This window comes from Rhodococcus sp. P14 (genome assembly GCF_000256505.1).
GTDB lineage: Bacteria > Actinomycetota > Actinomycetes > Mycobacteriales > Mycobacteriaceae > Rhodococcus > Rhodococcus ruber.
In genome coordinates, this window is sequence record NZ_AJFC01000336.1 from 1 (window position 1) to 23,407 (window position 23,407).

General features: G+C 70.3%; 18 protein-coding genes and 1 pseudogene. 4 read left to right on the forward strand and 15 right to left on the reverse strand.

Features of this window, described 5'->3' with window-relative positions:
- The coding region (locus OEY_RS0124050; RefSeq protein ID WP_029540199.1) for a hydantoinase/oxoprolinase family protein at positions 1-1,642 on the reverse strand (1,642 nt) is incomplete at its 3' end.
- A gap of 110 nt (positions 1,643-1,752) precedes the next feature.
- Here OEY_RS0124050 and OEY_RS0124055 point away from each other — a divergent pair.
- Positions 1,753-3,312 (forward strand): PucR family transcriptional regulator, encoded by a 1,560-nt coding sequence (locus OEY_RS0124055; protein WP_010596308.1) that lies wholly within the window; start codon positions 1,753-1,755, stop codon positions 3,310-3,312.
- Between the two features lie 28 nt (positions 3,313-3,340).
- Positions 3,341-4,891: a PucR family transcriptional regulator gene (locus OEY_RS0124060; RefSeq protein ID WP_010596309.1), complete on the forward strand. Its 1,551-nt coding sequence runs from the start codon at positions 3,341-3,343 to the stop codon at positions 4,889-4,891.
- A gap of 138 nt (positions 4,892-5,029) precedes the next feature.
- Here OEY_RS0124060 and OEY_RS0124065 read toward each other — a convergent pair whose 3' ends face one another.
- Together OEY_RS0124065 and OEY_RS0124070 are read right to left on the reverse strand one after the other, a co-directional pair.
- Positions 5,030-5,674 carry an RES family NAD+ phosphorylase gene (locus tag OEY_RS0124065; protein WP_029540201.1) on the reverse strand — a complete coding sequence of 215 codons (645 nt, stop codon included), beginning with the start codon at positions 5,672-5,674 and terminating at the stop codon, positions 5,030-5,032.
- Between the two features lie 7 nt (positions 5,675-5,681).
- Positions 5,682-6,281, reverse strand: coding sequence for a hypothetical protein (locus OEY_RS0124070; protein WP_010596311.1), 600 nt, complete (start codon positions 6,279-6,281; stop codon positions 5,682-5,684).
- Positions 6,282-6,758: 477 nt separating this feature from the next.
- Here OEY_RS0124070 and OEY_RS0124075 point away from each other — a divergent pair, with 477 nt between their 5' ends.
- On the forward strand, positions 6,759-7,907 hold the full coding sequence (locus OEY_RS0124075; protein ID WP_010596312.1) for a hypothetical protein: 1,149 nt from the start codon (positions 6,759-6,761) through the stop codon (positions 7,905-7,907).
- 84 nt (positions 7,908-7,991) lie between these two features.
- Here OEY_RS0124075 and OEY_RS0124080 read toward each other — a convergent pair whose 3' ends face one another.
- Genes OEY_RS0124080 through gabT form a run of 4 tightly spaced genes read right to left on the reverse strand, consistent with a single transcriptional unit; the run spans position 7,992 to position 13,183 of the window.
- A complete protein-coding gene (locus tag OEY_RS0124080) occupies positions 7,992-9,107 on the reverse strand; it encodes a CaiB/BaiF CoA transferase family protein (RefSeq protein WP_010596313.1) in 1,116 nt (371 codons plus the stop codon).
- Complete coding sequence (locus OEY_RS0124085; RefSeq protein WP_010596314.1) at positions 9,104-10,570, reverse strand: aldehyde dehydrogenase family protein; 1,467 nt, start codon at positions 10,568-10,570, stop codon at positions 9,104-9,106. Before OEY_RS0124085 ends, OEY_RS0124080 begins: the two co-directional genes overlap by 4 nt.
- Positions 10,571-10,602: 32 nt before the next feature.
- The gene (locus OEY_RS0124090; protein ID WP_010596315.1) at positions 10,603-11,796 is read right to left on the reverse strand and encodes an acyl-CoA dehydrogenase family protein; all 1,194 of its coding nucleotides are present in this window, start codon (positions 11,794-11,796) and stop codon (positions 10,603-10,605) included.
- Positions 11,797-11,824: 28 nt separating this feature from the next.
- Entirely contained in the window at positions 11,825-13,183 is a 1,359-nt protein-coding gene (gene gabT, locus OEY_RS0124095; protein ID WP_010596316.1) for a 4-aminobutyrate--2-oxoglutarate transaminase, read from the reverse strand.
- Positions 13,184-13,360: 177 nt separating this feature from the next.
- Between gabT and OEY_RS0124100 the strand changes: the two genes are divergently transcribed.
- The gene (locus OEY_RS0124100; RefSeq protein ID WP_010596317.1) at positions 13,361-16,483 is read left to right on the forward strand and encodes an NAD-glutamate dehydrogenase domain-containing protein; all 3,123 of its coding nucleotides are present in this window, start codon (positions 13,361-13,363) and stop codon (positions 16,481-16,483) included.
- 5 nt (positions 16,484-16,488) lie between these two features.
- Here the strand turns inward: OEY_RS0124100 and OEY_RS0124105 are convergent, their stop codons facing one another.
- The 8 genes and pseudogenes from OEY_RS0124105 to OEY_RS0124140 form a co-directional block, all read right to left on the reverse strand.
- A complete protein-coding gene (locus tag OEY_RS0124105) occupies positions 16,489-16,815 on the reverse strand; it encodes a putative quinol monooxygenase (protein ID WP_010596318.1) in 327 nt (108 codons plus the stop codon).
- Between the two features lie 100 nt (positions 16,816-16,915).
- Positions 16,916-18,565 (reverse strand): chaperonin GroEL, encoded by a 1,650-nt coding sequence (gene groL / locus OEY_RS0124110; protein WP_010596319.1) that lies wholly within the window; start codon positions 18,563-18,565, stop codon positions 16,916-16,918.
- A 37-nt stretch (positions 18,566-18,602) separates the two neighbouring features.
- Entirely contained in the window at positions 18,603-19,628 is a 1,026-nt protein-coding gene (locus OEY_RS0124115; protein WP_010596320.1) for an NAD(P)-dependent alcohol dehydrogenase, read from the reverse strand.
- A complete protein-coding gene (locus tag OEY_RS0124120; RefSeq protein ID WP_010596321.1) occupies positions 19,625-20,374 on the reverse strand; it encodes an iron-sulfur cluster assembly protein in 750 nt (249 codons plus the stop codon). Before OEY_RS0124120 ends, OEY_RS0124115 begins: the two co-directional genes overlap by 4 nt.
- On the reverse strand, positions 20,371-21,414 hold the full coding sequence (locus OEY_RS0124125; protein ID WP_010596322.1) for an amidohydrolase family protein: 1,044 nt from the start codon (positions 21,412-21,414) through the stop codon (positions 20,371-20,373). The genes OEY_RS0124120 and OEY_RS0124125 overlap by 4 nt, the downstream gene beginning before the upstream one ends.
- 78 nt (positions 21,415-21,492) lie before the next feature.
- Complete coding sequence (mimD, locus tag OEY_RS0124130; protein ID WP_085997962.1) at positions 21,493-21,828, reverse strand: propane 2-monooxygenase effector subunit MimD; 336 nt, start codon at positions 21,826-21,828, stop codon at positions 21,493-21,495.
- 2 nt (positions 21,829-21,830) lie between these two features.
- Positions 21,831-22,937, reverse strand: a complete 1,107-nt coding sequence (locus OEY_RS0124135; protein WP_010596324.1) for an aromatic/alkene monooxygenase hydroxylase subunit beta — start codon at positions 22,935-22,937, stop codon at positions 21,831-21,833.
- Between the two features lie 50 nt (positions 22,938-22,987).
- A pseudogene (locus OEY_RS0124140) lies at positions 22,988-23,407 on the reverse strand (CDP-6-deoxy-delta-3,4-glucoseen reductase); the annotation flags it as partial.

Below are 23,407 nucleotides of genomic sequence, written 5' to 3' on the forward strand. Positions count from 1 at the left end.
CCGCGTAGCGCATGCTGATGTGACGGTCGAGGACCATCCGTTCGGGTGCGACCCCCTCGTGGCGCAGACGCTGCGTGCCCTCCTGCTCGAGGCGCAGGAACTCGCGTTCGAGTGCGGTCGTGTCGATCTCGTCGACGCGGCCCTGGAACATCGCCGACAGGTCGTGGCGGATGTCGACGAGCAGGCAGCCCTGCGCCGAGGTGATGCCCGGATGGGGCGGCACCACGACGGTGGGAATGGACAGTTCCTTCGCGAGGGCCGCGCCGTGCAGGGCGCCCGCGCCGCCGCAGACGACGAGGACGAAGTCACGTGGATCGTAGCCCCGGCGAATCGACAACAGCCGCACCGCATCCGCCATGTTCGCGTTGGCCACCTGGATGATGTTGCTCGCCGCCGTGTCGGCGTCGAGACCCAGCGGTCCGGCCACGCTCTGCTTGATCGCGTTCTCCGCGGCCGCCACGTCCAGGGTGAGTCCGCCGCCGATGAGGGCGGTGCCCAGGCGGCCGAGCAGCACGTTCGCGTCGGTGTTGGTCGGCTCGGTGCCGCCGCGCAGGTAGCAGGCCGGGCCGGGGGAGGCGCCGGCGGACTGCGGCCCGTTGCGCAGCGAGCCAGCCTCGTCGAGCCAGGCCAGGGAGCCGCCGCCCGCCCCGATGGTGAGCACCTCGATGCTGGGGAAGGAGATGGGGAAGCCGTACTCGACCTGCCACTGCTTGGTGGTGCGGACCTCACCGTCGTAGACGAGCGAGATGTCGGTGCTGGTGCCGCCCATGTCCAGGCCGATCGCGTTGGGGTATCCGCAGCGGGTCGCGATGTCCGCGACGGCGATCGCGCCGGCGGCGATGCCCGAGGCGGCCAGCCGGACGGGGTACTTCTCCACCATCGCGGGGGTCATGGAACCGCCGCCGGAATGGAGCAGGAGCAGGTCGCCGTCGTACCCGTCGGTGCGCAACTGCGCTTCGAGCCGGTTGACGTATCCGCTGACCAGCGGGGCGAGCACGGCGTTGGCGACGGTGGTGGAGGCGCGGTCGTACTCGAAGATCTCGGGGAGGATCTCGCTCGACGTCGAGACGGTGACGTCGGGCAGCTCGGCCTCGAGCAGGGCCCGTACACGCTGCTCGTGAGCGCTGTTGACGTAGCTGTTGATCAGGCACACCGCGACGGTCTTGATGTCCTTGCGGCGCAGGATCCGGGCGATCTCGCGGACCTCGGTTTCGTCGAGCGGGGTGACGACCTCGCCGGCGTAGTCGATGCGTTCGGTGACCTCGTACCGGTCACGGCGGCGGATGTAGGGGGTGCCGACGTCGACGTACGTGTCCCACAGCTCGTCCTTGGTGCCGTCGCGGATCTCGAGCACGTCGCGGAACCCGCGGGTGGTGACCAGGGCGGCGGGCGGGAAGTTGCGGGTGATGAGCGCGTTGGTCGCGACGGTGGTGCCGTGGGAGAACAGGGTCACCTCGGTCAGGTCGATGCCCGCGGTGCGCACACCGTCGACCACGGCGCGCATGGGGTCGTCGGGGGTCGAGGGGACCTTCGCGATGCGGGTGGTCGATGCGCTCTCGTCGAAGATGCACACGTCCGTGAAAGTGCCGCCGACGTCCACGGCGACGCGCAGGTGGGGGTTGCGAGATGTGATCATCGTCATACTCCTGAATCGGGTGGACTCAGTATTCGGCCTGGTCGACGCCTCATCAATTGGAGAAAGTGAATCGAGTTCGGCGAATCGTTGGAGATTCTCACATCGGAGGGGGAAAGATGTCGGGCATGCTTCCGGACCGTTTCCGGCTCGTCGACCTGCTGCTCGAACCCGATCTCGGGCTCCGGCTGGTGACCGACGCCGACCCGAACGTGGGAATCACCGGAGCGCACCCGATCGAGATCGAGAACCCGACCCGGTGGCTGCGGCCGGGGTCGATGATGCTCACCACCGGCTCGCGCTTTCCCAGCCTCGAGCACCCGCAGCAGGCCTGCCGCGAGCTGATCCGCGAACTCGTCGGTTCGGGCATCACCGCACTCGGGTACGGCGTGGGAGTGATCACCGGCGACATTCCCCGGTCCCTGCTCGACGAGGCCGAACGCCACCGGTTCGCCGTGGTGGCGATCCCGCCGGAGCTGCCGTTCATGGAGGTGGTCGGACGCGTCAATGCGGCAGTGCAGGCGCAGGACTCGATGCTGCTGCGACGTACGCTGCAGATGCAGAACCACCTGCTCGAGGCGATGACCGCCGAGTCCCCCGAGGCCGACCTCGTGGCCCGTCTCACCGGACTGCTCCGCAGCAGCGTGGTTCTCTACAACGAGGTCGGCGACGTCGTGGCCTCGGCCGGCGGCGCGCCCGTGCACCTGATCCGCAATCAGTTGCGCGGCCGGGACGGGCGGCTGCTGTTCCGGGTGGGCCGCTGGTCGGTGAGCGCGCACTCGATCTCGCCGGGCGACCAGCACTACTGGCTGGCCCTCGCGTCCAAGAGCAACGAACTCGCCGACCCGCTCACCGCACCCGCGGTCGAGGTGTCGCTGCGGCTGCTCAACACGATCGAACGCACCCGCCAGCGCGCCACCGTCGAGAACCGTGCGCGGCACGCCGCACTGGTGCGGGCACTGGCGTCGGGCGATCCATCCGACACCGACACCGTCCTGGATCAGCTCGAGATGCTCCGATTCGGCCCCGAACCCGACATGCGGATGCTGGTCCTGTCCGCCGCCCCCGACTACGACAACCGCCGATGGGTGTTCCGGGCGAACTCCCTGCTCGACGCCGTCGAGTCGGACGTGTCCGGTCTGGCCCGCGACATCGGGCTGACCCTGCTGCTCGCCCGCGGCGACGGCGGCCTGATCGGAGTGGTCCCGGCCCGGGCCGAGGCCTTCGAGTCGTGGTCCCACAACCTCCCGCAGGGATTGACGTGCGGCTCGAGCGAGCCGTTCACCGATCCCGCGCGCGGGCCCGGCAAACTGCGGGAGGCGCGCTGGGCACGACGGTCCGCCGAGCGGCTCGGCAGGACCGCCCAGCGCTTCGAGGACGTGAGCCTCGCCGACTGGCTGCTGGCGGGCCGCGACCCGGAGCAGGCCCTCGGGCGCGCCACCGCGGTGCTGGGTCCCCTGCTCGACGGCCACGACGACCTGGTCGATTTCCTCGTGCTGCACCTGGCCCGGGACCTGGACGTGGGACGCACGGCACGGGAGCTGAATCTGCACCCGAACACCGTGCGGCACCGGGTGAAACGCGTCGAGGACCTGCTGGGCCGGTCCCTGCGCTCCCCGCGGGACGTCACCGACCTCCACCTGGCCCTCGAAGTCCTCGCCGAACGCCCCACCTCATAGTCGCCCGGTGTGCGGAAGGATCGTCGTCATGGCTGTCACCGTGCGTCGGCTCACGACGCTGCCGGATCTCGGGCTCACTCTCGTGGCCGGTCGCGACGGCGCCGACCGTGTCATCGAGTGGGCGCATCCGATCGAGCTTCCCGACCCCACCCCGTGGCTCTCGGGCGGAGAGCTCGTGATGACCACCGGCCTGGAGATCGGCGCCGACGCGGACGCGCAGTTCGCGTACCTCCAGGGCCTGGTCGGAGCCGGCTGCGTGGCATTGGCGTTCGACACCGGCACCCGGTTCGACCGCGTGCCCGACGGTCTGCGCGCCGCGGGTGACGCGCTCGGGTTCCCGGTGCTCGCCGTGCCCGCCTCGACGCCGTTCATCGCCATCACCCGGGCGGTCATCGACGAACTGACCGCCGATCAGGTGCGGGCGGTGCAGCGGGTCGTCGACCAGCAGGAGCGGCTGGCCCGGGCCACGCTGCGCGGGGGCGTGCCCGCGGTGGTGACCGCGCTCGGCCAGGCGCTCGCCGGCGTCGTCGCCGTCGTCGACCCCGACGATCGCGTGCTCGCGGAGTACGGATCGGACACGAGCCGGGCGATCCGGCACGCCCGCGCGGTGTCGGAGTCGGCGTCCCGATCCCCGCGGCGGCGGCAGCTGAGCAAGGTGCTGGCCGACGACGGCGGGCACTACACCGTGCAGAGCATCGCGGCCGCCCAGGACCTCTACGGATACCTCGCCGTCGGCACCGCGGAACCGCTCCCGCCGGCCGACCGTCTGCTCCTCGCCCACGCCGTGTCGCTGATCTCCATCGAACTCGGCAAGCCCGCGAAGGTGCAGAGCGCGGAGCAGCGGTTGCGGGCCGTCGTCACCCGGACCCTCTTCGACGCACCCGAACGCATGGACGCCGGCCTGCTCCGGTACTTCGGGTTCGAACCGACCGACACCGTCGCGGTCGCCGTGCTGACCGACGTCGGTCCGCTGCTGCCGGCGGAACGGCAGGTCGGCGCCGCCCTCGCCGTCGAGGGGATCCCCCACCTCACGGCCTCGGTCGGCGCGGATGTCGCGGTGGTCCTGCCGGCCGACCGCGCCCGCGAGATCGCGACCCGGGTCCAGGACCGCGTCCGCGCGCAGCTCGGCCGCCCGGTCCGGTGCGGGCTGGGTAGTCCGGGCGCCGTGACAGACGCGAACACCAGTGTGCATCAGGCGCTCTCGGCGGCCCACGCGGCGCGGGACGGCAGCCGGGAACCGGTGGTGTTCACCGAGCTGGGCACCTTCTCCGTGTTGCTGGGCATGCAGGATCCGGATGCGCTGCACGCCATCGCCCACTCGGGTCTCGAAGCACTCGATGACTACGACGAGAAGCACGGAGCGAGTGGACGACTGGTCGAGACCCTTGCGGCGTACCTCGAGCACAACGGTCAGGCCGAGAGCACCGCCGTTGCCCTCGGCATCCACCGGCACACCCTGCGCAACCGGCTCGCCCGCATCACCGAACTCACCGGCCGCGACCTCGACTCGATCCACACCCGCGTGGAGTGGTGGCTGGCCGTCAAGGCCCGGGAGATGCTGGACGGCCGTGACGGATAGGCGCCGGCGTCCGAGTTACCACACGAAGAGTCCGGCACCAGAGCAGAGGCATCTCGTCTGCGCCTCCCGGGGATACAGCCGTCCAGGGCGGGACAGAGCAGGCGCGGGGCGAGCGAGGCACTGGAGTGGACCGGCCGGTTATTCGATCGCGTAGCCGATTCGGTCGGCAGCTCCGGCCAACCGGGATGCGAATCCCGGGTGGTCGAGGGGGATGGTCATCTCAGGCTGATCCGGGAACGCCCGGGCGGCGGGCGTGAAGAGCGCAACGCACAGTCCACCGGCGAACCGGCCGCGGTAGGCGAGCCCGTCGAGATCCGGGTGGGCGGCGCGAATGGTGCGCGCCCAGTGCTGGGCGATGCCGTGTGCTGCGGTCGAGAGCGCGAAATTCGCTCCGACGCGAGTCGGCCGTCGGCCGGGACCGTGGGCGGCGACGTCGAGCAGGTGCAGGGGACGGGTGAACCGCACCGCGGTCAGGTAGGGGACGCGGGTGCGGGTATCGATCACTCGAGTGGTCTGGAACGCCTCGGCCAACGCACCGGGCACATCGGCGGCGCCGTACCAGACCCCGTGGCGGGCGTGGTCCCGGCGCGGCATCGGGTGCGGGTCGAACCGCAGGACCGGCCCGAAGGTGCGCGGGGTGTTCCACGGCAGGACGTGGTCGCCGCTCGTGGAGTGCACCCGCCAGACGATCGTGTCGGTGTCGAGGATCAGGTATTCGTCAGGGGTGATTTCGGCCGCGCGGAGCGCCTCCACGCCCGGCGGATGGGGCAGAGCTGGGGGCATCGGCGGCTCAGGCTGTCAGGTACTGGTCGACGACCGACAGGGCGTCCTCGACGGCGCCGCCGGTGAGCAGCCAGTCGACGACCGAGGTCGGTGCACCGTCGACGACAAGGGACGGTTGCGGCGTCGTCAGCAGACCGTGGATCGACAGGGGCTGCATGTTCTCAGGCAGGGCCTGCAGGACGGCGTCGAGGCCGGGCACCTGGCCGTCGTCGGTGAACTGCACGGCGGGGAGCAGCAGTCGGTTCGCTCGCTTGAGCGCCCACAGGCTGCGGTCGCCGACGCGCTGTCGGACGCGCGAGGGGCCGACACCGCCGAGTCGTTCGGCGGCCTGCTCGACGGTCAGGGTGTTCTCGAGCAGACGGCGCATCCGTGCGGTCCGGTCGGCGACGGCGGTGGCGAGGGCGAGGAGCGATTCGGGTGCGTCGCCGGCGTCGAGGAGGTCGGCTTCATGGGCGGGCAGGGACGCTGCGGGACGCTTCGCGGCCCGCAGCGCACGCAACAGGGGCAACAGATCGCGGCGATCGATGCTCGGGGTGCCGAGCGCGTCGGCGGCGGCGCTTTCGAAGTCGACGTCACCGGCCAGGTAGCGGTCTTCCGTGTCGGCCATCCCCACCACCTCCTAACAGTCACTAACAGTGTATCGCGCTGTTAGTGAGGTGAGAGTGGGAGTTGTCCGGGGTGACCGACAGCGCGCACACCGCGAACGATGTGGCCGGGAACTCGACGCGATCCACACCCCGACGGAGTGGTGAGCGGCCGTCGAGGTCCGGCAGATGCCGGCGGTGGCGGACGATCCGGACCCGGGCGGGGAATGCAACGCGGCGCAACGGTTGTGACGCGTGATCGTTTCGAGTGTGCTCCGAGTCACATTCTCACGAGTCGCATCCTCACGGGAAGGACACTCCGATGCTCCACGCTCCCACGGCCGGTCCCGAACTGCGCCGCCGGAGCTGACGAAGAACCGTCGAGGACACGGTCCGCGATCCGGCAGCCGGCTCCGGCCACCACGCCACTCACCGATCTCCTCGGCCGACGTTCCCCTCACCCCTCGATTCGAGGGCATCACAGAAGGTTCCGGTATCCCATGCCCGAACGCTCGCACGCCGACACGTCCCCGGGGTGGCTCGGATTCGGTGTCGTCAACACCGCCGTGGTCCTCACCGTCTCCGTCTCGGCGTGGTATCTGCTCGCCGACCCGCAGTTCAGTCCGTTCGACCTGTATCCGCTACCGTTCAATGCCCTCCTGTTCTGGGCGCTCCTGTTCGTCGTGTGGGCCGGATTCACCCTCGAGTTCTGGGGATTCGACCGGCTACGGCAGCCGTGGCGCGGACTGGTGTTCCTCGGCGCCACCTCGGTTTTCGCCGTCGTCGTCACCTACGTCCTGGCGAGCGGGATCGGTCACCTGTATCCCGCCTACGCGGCCGACCGTCCCGACGGCCTGGGCTACTTCACGGGCGCGCTGTTCGTCCTGTTCGGCTTCTCCACGTGGGTTCTGGTGGTGCTCAACTGGGGGCACTGGCCGTGGACCGATCTGGGCCTGAAACAGCCGTGGGTCGGTGCTTGCGAGATCGTCACCCTCCTCGTCCCCACCGCACTGCTCTACGTCGTCCTGGGAGTACCCGCGGTCTCGGACACCGTCCGAGAGGGCGCAGCTCTGTTCGGCATCGACACACTGCTCGGCTGGTACTACTCGATCATCGTCGCGATCGTGCTCACCGGGCAGACCCTGGAGAACTGGCCGTGGCGACTGGCCGGGAGCCGCCTGCGGGTCGCGCTGGTCTCGACGATCGGCAACATCGCGCTCGGCACCGTGTTGTTCGTGGCACTGCGCGCCGTGTGTGCGGTGCTCGTCGGCTCCGGCACAGCCGCCGACCCGGGCTTCCCGCTCGATCAGTTCCCGGCCCAGCTGGGCGTGTGCTGGGTCGCCTGGATGATTCTGTGGGCCAACGCCTTCGGTAACAAGCCGACGGCAGCCGGGGCCGTAGCGAATCTGGTGTCCCGCGCGGCGATCACGTTCGCCCTCGCCGTGACCACGTTCGTCCTGTACTACTACGTGGTCGCCGAGATCGTGCTGCACGAACCGGCTGTCGCCGACGGCCTGCACGGCAATGCCCTCGGGTTCATGGACCTGTTCGCGTTGGTGACCCTTCTGTACGTCGTCGGTTTCGAGTCCTTCGGGATCCGCCGGCCCGCCGTTCCCGCGCCCGAGGATCGCGCCGTCGCGCATCCCTGATCCGGCGGCGCTCCCGTCGGCGCGCGACGCCCGTCCCGCCGCGTCCGGACGCGACGGGACGGGCACTCCTCCGGGCCGCTCCGGTCAGTCCGCGGCTCCACCCAGGGGTGGCGGAGCCGACCGGTACCGAACCGGAGTCCTGGAGAAGGTCAACGGGTTTCCGACCTGCGGTGTGGCACTTCCGGGCACCGACACGACGGCGTCGAGACCGAGTCGCCGCGCGAACTCGAAGGCCTCGGCGACGTCGTTGATGGGTCCGGCCGGAACACCCACGCGGGCGAGTTCGTCGTACCAGTGGTCGGCCCCGGCCGTCGCGAGGATCGAGGTGATCTCCTCGCACAGTTCCTCGCGGTGCGCGACGCGCAGCGGGTTGCTGCAGAACCGCGGGTCGGTGGCCAGTTCCGGTGCGCCGATCGTCTCGGCGAGCCGGGTGAACTGCTTGTCGTTGCCCACCGCCAGCGCCAGCGGCCGGTCCTTGGTCGGGAACACCTCGTACGGCGCGATGCTGGGGTGCCGGTTGCCGAGAATCCCCGGCACCACCCCGGCACCGAGGTACGCCGAGCCCTGGTTGACGAGCGACGACAGCAGCGCGGCAAGGAGATTGGTCTCGACGCGCTGCCCCTCGCCGGTGCGCTGCCGGTGGTGCAGCGCAGCGAGGATCCCGGCGAGGGCGTGCAGGCCCGTGAGCACGTCGACGACCGCGACGCCCACCTTCGTCGGCGTGCCGGCCTCGGGTCCGGTGATGCTCATGAGCCCGCCGACGGCCTGCACGAGCAGGTCGTAACCCGGCAGGGCCGCTCCGTCGCCGCTCCCGAACCCGGTGACGGAGCAGTAGATCAGCCCCGGGTTGACGTCGAGCAGGTCGTCGTAGCCCAGGCCGAGCCGCTCCATGGTGCCCGCGCGGAAGTTCTCGACCACGATGTCCGCGCGCGCGACGAGCCGGCGGGCCTCGGCCCGGCCCTGCTCCGACGCGAGGTCGAGGACCACGGAGGTCTTGTTGCGGTTCACCGAGTTGAAGTACGTGGCCGTGCCGGCGTCGTCGTAGGGCGGTCCCCACGCGCGGGTGTCGTCGCCGGTGCCGGGACGTTCGATCTTGACGACCTCGGCGCCCATGTCCGCGAGCATCATCGTGGCGTAGGGGCCGGCGAGGACCCGGGTGAAATCGGCGACGACGATGCCGTCGAGTGCGCCCTGGCTCATGCGATCGGCCTCCCGCCGCGAAGGTAGACGGTCGTGGTGTGGGTGAAGAACTCCCGCGCGGCGCGGCCCTGTTCCTTCGGTCCGTAGCCGCTCTTCTTCGCGCCGCCGAACGGGACGTGCGGATCGGCGCCGGCGGATTCGGAGTTGATGTGCAGGATGCCCACGTCCAGGTCCTCGAGCGCCCCGAGTGCGCGGGTGAGGTCCTGGGTGAACACGGCCGCCGACAAGCCGTAGTCGCTGTCGTCGGCGAGCGCGAACGCCGCCTCGGCGTCCGCCGCGCGGCACACGGCCAGGACGGGTCCGAACAACTCCTCCCGCCACACGTCGAGCCCGGTGCCGGGCAGTTCGAGCACGGTGGGCGGCACGTAGAACCCGGCCGCGAGTGCACCGTCCTCGTACGGCCGGCCGCCGCACAGCACGCGGGCACCCTGCCGGACCGCCTCGTCGACACCTGCCTGGATCGAGGTCCGCGCCGCGGCATCGACCACCGGACCCATGTGGACGTGCTCGTCGAGGGGATTGCCGACGGTCCACTTGCCGATCCGGGCGACGAGTTCACCGACGAACTCGTCGGCGACGTCGTCGGTGACGATCAGCCGGGAGGTCGCCGTGCACTTCTGCCCCGACGACCGGAACGCGCCGAGGAGCACCTGTTCGGCGGCGAGATCGAGGTCCGCGTCGCCGAGCACGACGGCCGCGTTCTTGCCGCCCATCTCCGCCTGCACGGGCACGCCCCGCGCGGCCCCGGCCGCCGCGAGGCTCCGGCCGACCGCGGTCGAACCGGTGAAGGTCAGCGCGTCGATCCCCGGATGGTCGGCGATGCCGGCGCCGACCTCCCGGCCGCCGATGACGAGGTTGAGCACCCCCGGCGGCAGGCCCGCATCGGCGAGGGCCTGCACGAGCCGCATCGCCAGCAGCGGCACGGTGCCTGCCGGCTTCCACACCACGGTGTTGCCGTAGGTCAGTGCCGGGGCGATCTTCCAGGCGGGGATGGCGATGGGGAAGTTGAAGGGGGTGACGACCCCCACCACGCCGACGGGCTTGCGCGCGACCAGGATCTGCTCCCCCCGGCGCGGGGAGGCGAACACCTCGCCGGCCTCCCGGTCGCCCTCGCCGCCGTAGAAGCGCAGGATCTGGGCCGCGCGGAGCACCTCGGCGACGCCCTCGCCCCGCGTCTTGCCCTCCTCCCGGGCGAGCTCCGCACCCCACCGTGACGCGGACGATTCGACGACGGCGGCCGCCCGGGCCAGGACGGCACCGCGCTCGTGCGCCGGGGTCCGCGCCCAGTGCCGGGCCGCGGCCCGCGCGGCGGCGACGGCCCGGTCGACGTCGTCGCCGGTGGCCGCGCGGCCGTGCGCGACGGTGACGTCCGGCTCGGCGGGGCTGATGCTCACCAGGGCATCGGCCTCGCCGTCGAACCACTCGCCGTCGATGTAGTGCTGCAGCAGAACGGGTGTCGTCATCGTGTGTCCCTTCGACGCGTCGACGGTGCGGGTCAGCGGAATGCGGCGTGACCGGTCAGGGCGCGGCCGATCGAGAGCAGGTGCATCTCGCTGGTGCCCTCGTAGGTCAGCACCGACTCGAGGTTGTTGGCATGCCGCAGCGGCGAGTACTCGAGCGTGATTCCGCTGGCGCCGAGAATGGTCCGGCATTCGCGGGCGATGGCCAGGGCCTCGCGCACGTTGTTGAGCTTGCCGAGGCTGATCTGCTCGGGAGTGACCCCGGACTCGTCCTTGAGGCGGCCGAGGTGCAGCGCGAGCAGGAAGCCCTTGCCGAGCTCGAGTGTCATGTCGGCCAGCTTCTCCTGGGTGAGCTGGTAGGCGGCGAGCGGCCGATCGAAGACCTCCCGGGAGGCGGCGTAGTCCAACGCGGTCTCGAGGCTGTTGCGGGCGGCGCCGAGCGCGCCGAACACGATGCCGAACCGGGCCTCGTTGAGGCAGGACAGGGGAGCGCCGAGTCCGCGGGCGAGCGGCAGCTCGGCCGATGCCGGCAGACGCACGTTGTCGAGCACCAGTTCGGAGGTCACCGAGGCCCGCAGCGACAGCTTCCGGTGGATCGGGTTGGCGGTGAAGCCGGGGGTGTCGGTGGGCACGACGAACCCGCGCACGCCCTCGTCGGTCTGCGCCCATACGGTGGCGACGTCCGCGAGATTGCCGTTGGTGATCCACATCTTGGTGCCGGTGAGGATCCAGTCCGACCCGTCCCGGCGGGCGCGGGTGCGCATTCCCGCGGGGTTGGAACCGAAGTCGGGTTCCGTCAGGCCGAAGCATCCGATGGCGTCGCCGGAGGCGAGCCGGGGCAGCCAGTGCTCCTTCTGTTCGTCGGAGCCGTAGCGGTGGATCGAGAACATCGACAGCGAGCCCTGCACCGAGACGAAGCTGCGGAATCCGCTGTCGCCGGCCTCGAGTTCCAGGCAGGCCAGGCCGTAGCTGACGGCGTTGGTGCCGGCGCACCCGTATCCGTCCAGGTGCATGCCGAGGACGCCGAGGGCGCCGAACTCCTTCGCCAGTTCCTTGGGCAGCGTGGCGGATTCGAACCAGTTGCCGACCTCGGGGGCGAGCCGGGTCTCGACGAAGCGCCGGACGGTGGCGGCGATGTCGCGTTCGTCGGCGTCGAGCAGGGTGTCGGCGCCGAGGAGTTCGAGCGGCCGCAGGGGGCCGGTCGTGCGTGCGGGTGCGGTGGTGGTCATGTGCTGGTCCTCGGGGAAGTAGGGGTGGTCAGAGGGCGGCGAACGCGTCGCGCAGCACCGAGAACGCCTCGGTGAGCAGCGCGTCGGAGATCGACAGCGGCGGCAGGAACCGGAGCACGTTCCCGAAGGTGCCGGCCGTCAGGGTGAGGACTCCGTGGGCCTGGCAGTACCGGGCGATCTCCGCGACGGCTTCGCGGTTGGGGGTGGTCGTGCCGGGCTCGACGAGTTCGACGGCGACCATGGCGCCGCGGCCACGGACGTCGCCGACGACGGGGTGACGGGTGCCGATCTCGCGCAGTTCCCGCAGCATCAGCGCGCCGATCTCCTGGGCGCGGTCGAGCAGATGCTCGGTCTCGATCGTCTCGAAGACGCCGAGCGCCGCGGCACACGCGGCGGGGTTGCCGCTGTAGGTGCCGCCGATGCCGCCCGGGTGGGCGCGGTCCATGATCTCGGCCCGGCCGGTGACGGCCGCGAGCGGGAGCCCGCCGGCGAGTCCCTTCGCCGTGACGATCAGGTCCGGCACGAGGCCCTCGTGCTCGCACGCGAACCACGCTCCGGTGCGGGCGATTCCGGTCTGGACCTCGTCGGCGACGACGAGGATGCCGCGGTCCCGGCAGAAGTCGGCGACGCGCCGCAGGAAGCCGTCGGCGGGGACGATGAACCCACCCTCGCCCTGGATGGGTTCGACGACGACGCACGCCACCTGGTCCGCGCCGATCTGGGCGTCGACGAGCAGCCGGAACTGCTCGAACGCCTCGTCCGCGGCGCGGTCGGGCCCGCTCGGCCACCGGTAGGGGTAGGCCATCGGCGCGCGGTAGACCTCCGGGGCGAACGGGCCGAAGGAGTGCTTGTAGGGCTGGTTCTTCGCCGTCATGGTCATCGTCATCAGCGTGCGGCCGTGGAAGGCGTGGTCGAACGTGACCACGGCGGACCGGCCGGTCGCCGCGCGGGCGTACTTCACGGCGTTCTCGACGGCCTCGCTGCCGGTGTTGAACAGGGCCGTGCGCTTGGCGTGCGTGCCCGGGGTCAGCCGGTTGAGGGCCTCGGCGACCTCGATGTACGGCTCGTAGGGGGTGGCGAGGAAGCAGGTGTGGGTGAACTGCTGCAGTTGTGCGGTGGCGCGTTCGACGACCCGCGGCGCGGAGTTGCCGACGGTGGTGACGGCGATGCCGGAGCCGAGGTCGATGAAGGAGTTCCCGTCCACGTCGACGAGCACACCCCCGCCCCCGGCGGCCGCGTAGATCTCGGCGCCGCTGGCCAGGCCCGCCGGCAGCGCGGCGGCGCGGCGCTGCGCCAGCTCGCGGGACCGGGGTCCCGGGATCTCCGTCACGATGCGACGTGCCTGCTCGAGCCCGGGGCCACCCCGTACGAGTTCGACTGCGGTCATGTCCTTCTCCCTCCGTCGGTTTCCTCGAACTGTAGGAGCGCAGACCCGGGTTTCTGATGGACCTCGAGTACAAGTTCAGCCGTCTGCATGGACATCGAGTACATGTCCGTTCTCGGCGGTCCGCCGCAGACTGGCGGCACACCACGGCCCACACCGGGTGACCGAAAGGACATACCGATGACCACCGCCCCCACGCACCCGTACGAACCGGCGCCCACCGACGTCGCCGGGGCCGCGCGGCGCCTCGCGCGCGCACAGGATGCCGGACCGGCACTGCTGTTCGTGGAGGACTCGTCCTCCGACGGCACCGCCTGTGCCGTCATGCGATGGCCGGGCCGGGACCCGCTGCTCGCCGACTCCGTCCACACGTTCGAGCACTTCGGCCTGCGGATCGACGATCACGAACTCCTGACCACCGGCGACGCGGACCGCCGGGTGCATCGATTCGCGTTCGTCACGCCCCCGGAGTGGGAACCGGGTTCGCCGCGCCGGGTGGCGGCGGTCTTCGACGCCCACGCACAGGGCCGCACCGTCGTCGACGGGTACTCCCGCCTCGCCGTCGTCGCCGAGGTGGGCGTGCGGGACATCGCCCTGGTCCGCGCCGCCGCCCGCTTCGCCCGCCAGGCGGGACTGATCATGTCGGAACGGTACGTCGTCGACACGCTCTGCCGGCATGCCGGATTCGTCGAGGCACTCGTCGCCTGCTTCGCCGCGCGCTTCGACCCGGACCGGCACGATCGGGACGTCGCCGCCGGACAGGCGCTCGCCGAACGGCGCGGCGCGGCGGAAAGCCTCGACGAGGACCGCATCCTGCGCAGCCTCGAGTCGTTCGTCACCGCCACCGTGCGCACCAACTGGTACCAGCGCGACGATCGCGGTGCGGCGAAACCGTACGGGGCATTCATGCTCGATTCCGCCCGTCTGGCCGACCCCGGACCGGTCGTTCCGCACCGCGAGATCTTCGTCCACTCGGACGACGTGGAGGGCATCCACGTGCGGAGCGGCACCGTCGCCCGCGGGGGGCTGCGGTTCTCGGACCGTCCGGAGGACTACCGCACCGAGGTCCTCGGCCTGATGAAGACCCAGGTCGTGAAGAACGCCCCCATCGTCCCCGTCGGCGCCAAGGGCGCGTTCGTCCGCAGAAATCCGGATATTTCTCCCGCCCAGGCATATTCGACGTTCGTCCGGGGAATGCTCGACCTCGCCGACAACATCGTCGACGGTCGGATCGTGCATCCGGACCGCACCGTCGTCCACGGCGGGGACGACGCCTATCTGGTGGTGGCCGCGGACAAGGGCACGGCCCGGTTCTCCGACCTGGCGAACTCCATCGCCGCGGAGTACGACTACTGGCTCGGCGACGCCTTCGCCTCGGGCGGATCGAGCGGATACGACCACAAGGCGATGGGCATCACCGCGCGCGGCGCGTGGGTCGCGGTCCGCGAGCACTTCACCGACCTCGGCATCGACGTCGAGACCACCGAGGTGACGGCGGTGGGGATCGGGGACATGTCCGGCGACGTGTTCGGCAACGGGATGCTGCTCTCGCCGCACCTGCGCCTCGTCGGCGCCTTCGACCACCGGCACATCTTCCTCGACCCCGACCCGGACACCGCCCGTGCCTACGCGGAGCGCCGGCGGCTGTTCGAGCTTCCCGGATCGAGCTGGGACGACTTCGACCGCGACGTCCTCTCCGCCGGGGGCGGCGTGTGGCCGCGCTCCGCGAAGTCCGTCACCGTCCCGGAACCGGCACGGCGCCTGCTCGGACTGTCCCACCCGACCACCACCCCGGACGAGTTGATCAAGGCGCTGCTGACGGCCCCGGTGGATCTGCTCTGGAACGGCGGCGTCGGCACCTACGTCAAGGCATCCTCCGAAAGCCACACCGAAGCAGCGGATCCGGCAAACGACCCCGTCCGTGTCGACGCCTCGCAGCTGCGGTGCCGCGTCGTCGGCGAGGGCGGGAACCTCGGTTTCACGCAGCGGGCCCGCATCGAGTTCGCGGCCGCGGGCGGGCGCGTCAATGCGGACTTCATCGACAACGCGGCCGGCGTGGCCACCTCCGACGCCGAGGTGAACCTGAAGATCGCCCTCGAATCCGCCCGGCGCAGGGGAGGTCTGACCCTCGAGGAACGCAACCGGCTGCTCGACGACGCCCGCGACGAGGTGGCCCGGACGGTGCTGCGCACGAACCGGGACCAGGCGGTGGCGCTCGGACTCGCCGTCTCGCGCGCGGCCCGGCTGCTCGGCAGGCACGAGCGGCTCATCATCCACCTCGAGACCGGCGGCGGACTCCGGCGCAGCACCGAGGTGCTGCCCACCGTGCAGGAACTGGCCGCCCGCGCCGGCGCCGGCCGCGGGTTGACCAGGCCGGAGATCGCGGTGCTGCTCGCCCGGTCGAAGAACGTCGTGTGCCGGGATCTGCTCGAGTCGGACGTGCCCGACGACCCCGTCTTCGCCGCCGTCGCCCTCGAGTACTTCCCCGCCGGCATGCGCGCCGTGCTGCGGGACGAGATCCGGGACCATCCCCTGCGCCGCGAGATCGTCGCGACCCGGATCGCCTCCGATCTCGTCGACCACGTCGGTCCGGGGATGATCTATCAGCTCGAGGAACGGCTCGGGGTGCGCACCCCGGCGGTCGCCCGGGCGTACGCGGTGATCCGGGCGGTGTTCGACACCGACCGGTGGTGGGCCGAGGCACGCGACGGCGCCGACCGCTGGGAACGGCTCGGCGCCGTGCAGGGATTCGTCGAGCATGCGGCCTCGTGGATTCTGCGGCTGCGGCCGTCGCCGCTCGACGTGACCGCCGAGATCGCGCGGCTGCGTGCCGGGGTCGAGGATCTGCTCGCAGACGACGCGCCGGGCGACGGCCCCGACTTCCGGTTTCTCGCCGAGTGCCCGGCCCTGGTCGACACCGCGCACACGCTGGACTGCCCGGCCCGCCTCGTCGCCCGGGTGCACGCCGCCACGGGATCGCTGCTCGGGATCGAGGGGATGTCACCGGACCTGTCCACCGGATCCCACACCTGGTGGGACAGCACGGCGATCGCCACCGCGCGGGACGAACTCGCCGATCGCCACCACGGTCTCGTCGCCGCGATCCTGCGCCGGGACGGCGCGCCGACCGGCCCGGCGGACGTCGACGAGGTCCTGGCGCGGTGGCAGGCGCGAGTCCCGGACGCGATCGCCCGGGTCACGCGCCTGACCACCGAGCTGCGTGAGAACGGGCCCGTCGATCTGCCGCGGGCGTGCACCCTCGGCGCGGAACTGCGCCTGCTCGTGCGCGCGACGGAGCGGTGACCGCCTCAGCCGGCCATCTCGAGTTCACCCATGCGGGCCCACTCGACGCCGGGGAGCTCGGTGTTGAGGATCCTCGGCGTCTCGCTCAGCGCGGGGCGCATGGCGTCGAGTCCCTTGCGGAAGTGGTCGGCACCGACGTGCGCGGCGCCGGCCTCGCCGTCGCGGAACGCCTCGACGAGCACGTACTCGGACGGATCGTCCACGCTGCGGGACCACTCGAACCACAGGTTTCCGGGTTCGGCCCGGGTCGCCTCGGTGAATTCCCTTGTGAGCGAAAGCCAGTCGTCCCGGTACTCGGGACGGACCCGGAACTTGACCACGATGAAGATCATTGCGTACTCCGATTCTGCCGGGTGGACACGGCGGCGGCCGGTCGCCCCGGAGGGAAGCGACCGACGGGGCCCGGCCGCCGCCGAGACCGTCCCCCCGCGCTCAGTAGATGTTGGACGGGCGGACCATGCCCTCGGCCAGGTCCCCGAAGCCGGGCGCGTGGATAGCGCCGGGATTGCCGACGACCTCCTCCACGATCGCGGTCTCGGTGGTGATGAGCAGCGCCGCGATGGACGCGGCGCTCTCGAGCGCGGCGCGCGTGACCTTGAGGGGGTCGACGATGCCCTCGTCGAACATGTCGCCGTACTCACCGGTCAGGGCGTCGAAGCCGTGCCCCGACGGCAGGCCCGCGACGACCTCGACGACCTCGTCACCGTCGAAGCCGGCATTGACCGCGATCCACCGCAGCGGCTCGGGCAGGGCCCGCCGCACGACGTCCCGGCCGATGGCCTCGTCGCCGGGCAACTCGAGATCGGCCAGCGCGCGGTGCGCCTGACCGAGCGCGGTGCCGCCGCCGGCGACGATGCCGTCCTCGAGGGCGGCCCGGGTGGCGGCGAGGGCGTCCTCGACGCGCAGCATGCGCTCCTTGAGTTCGACGCTCGTGGCGCCGCCCACCCGGATGACCGCGACCCGCCCGGTGAGCCGGGCGATGCGCAGCTGGAGGCTGTCCTGGTCGGCGTCGATCCGGGCGCGGTCCAGCTGCGTCTCGAGCTGCGCGATCCGGGCCTCGAGCAGCTTCGCGTCGCCGTGGCCGCCGACGATGGTGGTCTCGTTCTCGGTGACGGTGATGCGGTCGCAGGACCCGAGATGCTCGCGTGTCACCTCGGACAGCTCGACGCCGGTGTCCTTGGCGATCACGTGCCCGCCCAGCGCCACCGCGAGGTCCTGCAACTCGGCGACCCGCCGGTGACCGAATCCGGGCGCGCGTACGACGACGGACTGCATCGTCTTGTGCATGTTGCCGCCGACGAGGAGCTGCAGGGCGGGGCCGTCGACGTCCTCGGCGAGCACGACGAGGGGCCGGTCGGCGCGTTTGGCGGCCTCGATGCTCGGCATGATGTCCTGCACCTGGCTGATCTTCTTGTTGGTGAGCAGGATCAGCGGATTGTCGTGGACCGCTTCCATGCGTTCCGGGTCGGTGACCATGTAGCCGGAGATGTAGCCGTGGTCGAATTCGATGCCGTCGACGACGCTCACCGACATCCCGAGGGTGTCGCTCTCCTCGGTGGTGACGATGCCGGACCTGCCGACGTACGAGACGGCCTCGGCGATGGCCTCGCCGATGGACTCGTCGTCGCTGGCGGCGAGCGTCGCGACGCGCCGCAGGTCCGCGCGGTCCTCCACCGGCACGGACCGGTCGCGCAGCGCCTCGACGACGACGGGAACGGTGCGTTCGATGCCGCGGCGCACCCGCATCGGGTTCGCGCCGGCATCGACGGCGCGCAGGCCCTCGCGGACCATGGCCTGCGCGAGCACCGTCGCGGTGGTGGTGCCGTCACCGACCACGCCGTTGGTCTTCATCGCCACTTCCTTGACCAGCTGCGCACCCATGTTGGCGAACGGGTCCCGCAGCTGGATCTCCCGGGCGATCGTGACGCCGTCGTTGGTGATGGTGGGTGGGCCGGTGAGCTTTTCGAGCACCGCGTTGCGGCCCTTCGGACCGAGCGTCACCTTGACCGCGTCGGCGAGGGCGTTGACGCCGTACTCGAGCAGGGTGCGGGCTTCCTGAGCGAACCGCAGATCCTTTGCCATGACTGGGTTTCCTTTCGTGCCGACCGGTGGATGCGGTTCAGGGGACCAGGATCGCGCGGCCGCGGACCCGTCCCGCGTCGAGGTCTTCGATCGCCTGCTGGAACTGCTCGAGCGGGTACTTGGTCGTGTGCAGCGCGACCTTGCCCTGCGCGGCGAGGACCATGAGCTCCTGCAGGTCGTTGTAGGAGCCGACGAGGTTGCCGACGAAGTTGATCTCGGTGGAGATCACGTCGATCGTGGGCACGTCGATGTTCTCGCCGTAGCCGACGACGTAGTAGTTGCCGGCGCGGCGCAGCATCGCGACACCGTCCTTCGTGGCGCCGCCCTCACCGACGAAGTCCACGACGGCTTCGGCGCCGCGCCCGCCGGTCAGTTCCAGGATCTGCTGCACGTGGGTGCCGTCGGCGACGATGCCGTGGTCGGCGCCGATCTCGACGGCCAGAGCGACCGCGGCCGGATTGCGGTCCACCACGATCAGGGTGGCCGCGGAGATCGCCTTGAGCACCTGGATGCCGATGTGGCCGAGACCGCCGGCGCCGATCATGACGCACACGTCGCCGGGCCGCGTCGCACGCGCCGCCTTCGCGACGGCGTGGTAGGCCGTGAGCCCGGCGTCGGCGAGCGCCGCGACGTCGGACGGCTCGAGCGAGTCGTCGATCCGGACCACGCTGCGCGCGGTGGTGCGCAGGTACTCGGCGTAGCCGCCGTGGGTGTCGATGCCGGGGAACTGGCTGTTCTCGCAGTGCACGTCGTCGCCGAACCGGCACGCGCGGCAGAGCCCGCACGTGATGAGGGGGTGGAGGATGACCTTGTCACCGACGGCGACGTTGGTGACGGCGTCGCCGACGGCATGCACCCAGCCGGCGTTCTCGTGGCCGATGGTGTACGGCAGGACGACGCCGCTCTTCTCGGCCCACTGTCCCTCGAGGATGTGGATGTCGGTGCGGCACACCCCCGCCCCGCCGATGCGGACGATGACGTCGAGCGGGCCTTCGACCTTCGGCTCGGGGATGTCGTCGAGTTGAAGCTTGGTGTGGTAACCCACGACCTGCACGGCCTTCATGACACTCTCCTGACGATTTCGGAACAACGGACGTCGGCGACCCGGGGCGCTGCCGATTCGCCGTCGTCGGCGTACCGGGTGGCCAGCAGGCCCCGGCAGAAATGCGCGTTCCCCTCCATGGAGATCCGCACGGACTTCGCGAAACGCAGCCGCATCGGCACCGCCTCGTGGGGGATCGGCCGCCCGTCGTCGTCGACGAACACCCGGCCGGCCGGGCACAGGCTCAGGCCGATGTCGAACCGTCGCCGCATCAGCGCCGACTTGTGCCGGCCCGGCGGCAGGTCGCTCAGGGTGAGCGACGGGATGTCGTCGACGGTGAGGGACGAGTGCTGCAACAGGGATTCGAGGCAGCGCTCCAGCGCGGCGAGGTGCGCCTTGCGCCGGAACGTGCGGCGCAGCTCGTCGAGGTTCTCCTCCGCCTCGGACCCGAAGGTGCCCCGGTAGCCGGCGTCGGCGGCGAGCCCCGCGTTGATCTTGGCGCTGTCGTGGTGGTCGTCCAGCAGGATCCGCACCTCGCCGATGCCCTCGATCGCGCGCAGCGCGTCCTGAGCGTCGGAGGCCATGAGGTACGCGAAGTTCGGTGAACAGAACGCGGTGGGCAGCCGCAGGTGCACGGTGACCCCGTCGTCGTCGAGCACCACCGACCGCACGAAACCGAGATCGGTGATCGGTTCGTCCAGTTCGGGGTCGACCACGGTGCCGAGCGCGGCGAGCACGTCGCTGCCCGACACCGGTGCGGCGGTCACGACGACACCGCCTCTCGAGCTCCCGCCGCCACCTCCACGCCCTCCTGTCCGGCCGGCTCGGGCAGCCGCAGGTGTTCCGGAACGTCGATGTCGTAGAGCGCCGCGGCGTTGAGACCGAGGATCTTCTTCTTCTGCTCGATCGTGATCGGCGCGTATTCGGTCATGTCCTCGGGGATCTGGAAGTCCACGAACTTCTCGATCAGCCACTTCGGTGTCCACAGCGCGTAGTCGCTGGAGAACAGGATCTTGTCCTCGCCGAGCCAGTAGAGCAGTTCGCCGATGATCTGGGCGAAGTACCGGGGACGGGTGTGGATGAACGGAATCGCCACGGCCAGACCGCCGTACACGTTCGATTCCTGGGTCGCGATCCAGCAGAAGTCCTCGAGCCGGGGCAGGCCCACGTGCTCGACGACGAACCGCAGCTCGAGGTAGTCGGTGGCGACCTTGTCCACGTCGGCGACGTCGAAGGCGTCCCGGTCGAGCGGGCGGATGGTCGGGCCCTTGTGCACGTGGATGTTCTTGATGCCCAGCTCGATGCACTCCTCGAGGTAACGCCTCGACCACGGGTCGTCGAGCTTGTATCCGCGGGAGTCACCGTGCCATTCGGCGGTGTACAGCTTGACGCCCTGAAGGTTCATCCGCTCGGCGTCCCGGCGCAGCTGCTCGAGTCCGGCCTCGCCGTGGCGGGGGTCGTAGGCATGGTTGTAGGTGAGCTTGTCCGGGTGCTTGCGGGTGAGCTCGAACGCCTCCTCGGTCTGCCCGAACCCGTTGTGGTAGAACTCGCTCAGCAGGGTGGCCTGGAAGATCGCATGATCCACGTGCCCGTCCACGAAGAGGTCCTTCATGAGGCGTTCGCCACCGTAGTAGGTGTAGGTGTCGTAGTCCCACACCTCCTCCTCGGGGCTGAGGTTCTTGTGGTAGTCGTAGAAGCAGTCGATGAACTGCCGTCCGTGCACGTTCTTCTGGTTCGACTCGCGGCCGTCCCAGATGTGCACGTGGCCGTCCACGATGAAGTACTGCTGGCCGTCCTTCTCGTACATCGCTTCCCTCGTTCTGTCGTGTGCCGGTGGTGGATCGGGAGCCGTCCGGGCCCGGCGGGCGGGCCCGGACGGCTGCGGTCAGTGCGCCGTGAGATCGAATCCGATGTACTCGGCGGCGTCCTCGGGACTGGCGAAGAGCATGGTCTTGTCGTCGAGATGCACCATGCGCCCGTAGTGGGTGGAGCTGATCTCCTCGAAGATCGATCCGTCGAAGTCCTCACCGAGGGCGTCGGTGAGCTCGGCGTAGTCGAATTCGAGGCGGTTCACGCCGTCGACGCGGATCATCGACGGGTACTCCGTCAGCTCCACTCCCTCCTTGGCGCCCATGACGTCGGCGACGACACGTCCGATCGGGGTGTTCATCAGGGTGACGCCACACATGTTGGAGAACTCGGTGGCCGATCCGAATTGCATGCTCACTGGTCCAACTCCTTCGGGATGTCGAGCCCGAGATCCTCGAGCAGGGAACGGAACTTCGCCTCGGCGGCGTCGAGGCTGGAGGCGAACGTGACCGCCTTGTCCGCCGGCTGGGACCAGATCGGCTGCAGGGCGCGGGCCGCGTCGAGGCAGCGCGGCACCCACGTCGCCAGCCATGTCCCGAACAACTCCTTGTTCGACTCCCCGTCCTGCTCGTCGCGGACGAGCATCCGGAAGAGGTTGCGCGTGTAGGCGAGATCCCGGTCGTAGTCGTGCTCTCCGGTGCCGACGATCGTCGGCGTGATGTAGTCGCCGTTGCGGGCGGCGATCTGCATGATCAGTTCGGTGCGGAACAGCGAGCCGACGAGCTGCTCGAAGACGATGTTGGTGGCGAAGAGCAGCTCGCACCAGTCCGGCACCGCGGTCAGCCGCTCGACGACCTCGCGGGTGGGCTGCCATTCCGGTGCGGACTGCCAGACCTCCCGGTGGGCGGCCCCCTCGAACGGGATCCCGGCCTCGGACAGGTCGAGGTTGAACAGCGCCAGGTCCTGCGCGAACCGCATCTTGTGCGCCGCGTTGACCGCCACCGCGGTGTTGATCATGTTCGTGGGGCCGGAGCGCTGGATGGAGGTGAACACGTGCAGCGCCAGACCGTTCTCCGCGTGCATCCAGGCGCCGAGATTGCGCTCGATGAACTTCAGCCACGGCGTGTTCCAGCCGTCGTAGGCGCGGGCACGCTTGGCGTTCTGCAGGCACAGATCCACCTGGCGCACGACCGCCGCGTTGTTGCGGTAGATCGTCTGGTCCCATTCCTCGTTGGGGTCGAGGAAGGCGTGCCAGTTCGACGACTTCGCGGTCGTCCATTCCTTGGGGTATCCGCCCGGCCCGTCGCCGAAGCCGTAGATCCAGCCCTGCGACAGGTGCCGATCGGGATCGGGCTGCACGTCGACGGTGACGTCCTCGTACATCGTCGAGCGCTTCTTGGCGGGCGTGTAGTAGGTGAAGGTGCGGCTGCGGGAGCTGGGGAACTCCAGCGCGCCGGCCTCGGAGTCGGTGAACTCGATCTTCGGGAAACTGCGTTGCTTGGACTCGGTGGTTGCGGTCATCTCGTATCTCACTTCTGTCGGTGAAGGAGCGGTGTGGTTTCCTACGGCGCCTACTCGAAGGCCGGGCTGGTGAACTTGTCGTAGAAGATCTGGTCCTTCGGAGTGTTGTGCACCTCGAGCAGTTCCAGAGCCGCGTCGACCATGGGCGGTGGCCCGCACAGGTAGACCTCGCACCGGTGGATCTCCGGTTCGCGGCGGCCCACGACGTCGGTGACGTTGCCCTCCTCGACGTCCGGCAGGCCGGACGGTGCCGGCTCCGACGACTCCGAGAGGCAGGGCGTGAACACGAAGTCCGTCAACGTCTTTCCCAGTTCGAGGATCTCGTCGACGTAGAACAGATCGGCCGGCGTGCGGGCACCGTAGTAGAACCGGACGGGCCGCGTGCTGCCGGTCTCGCTCAGGTGCCGCAGGAGCGAGAGGATCGGGGCCATGCCGGCGCCGCCGCCGATGAAGACGATCGGCAGGGGGGG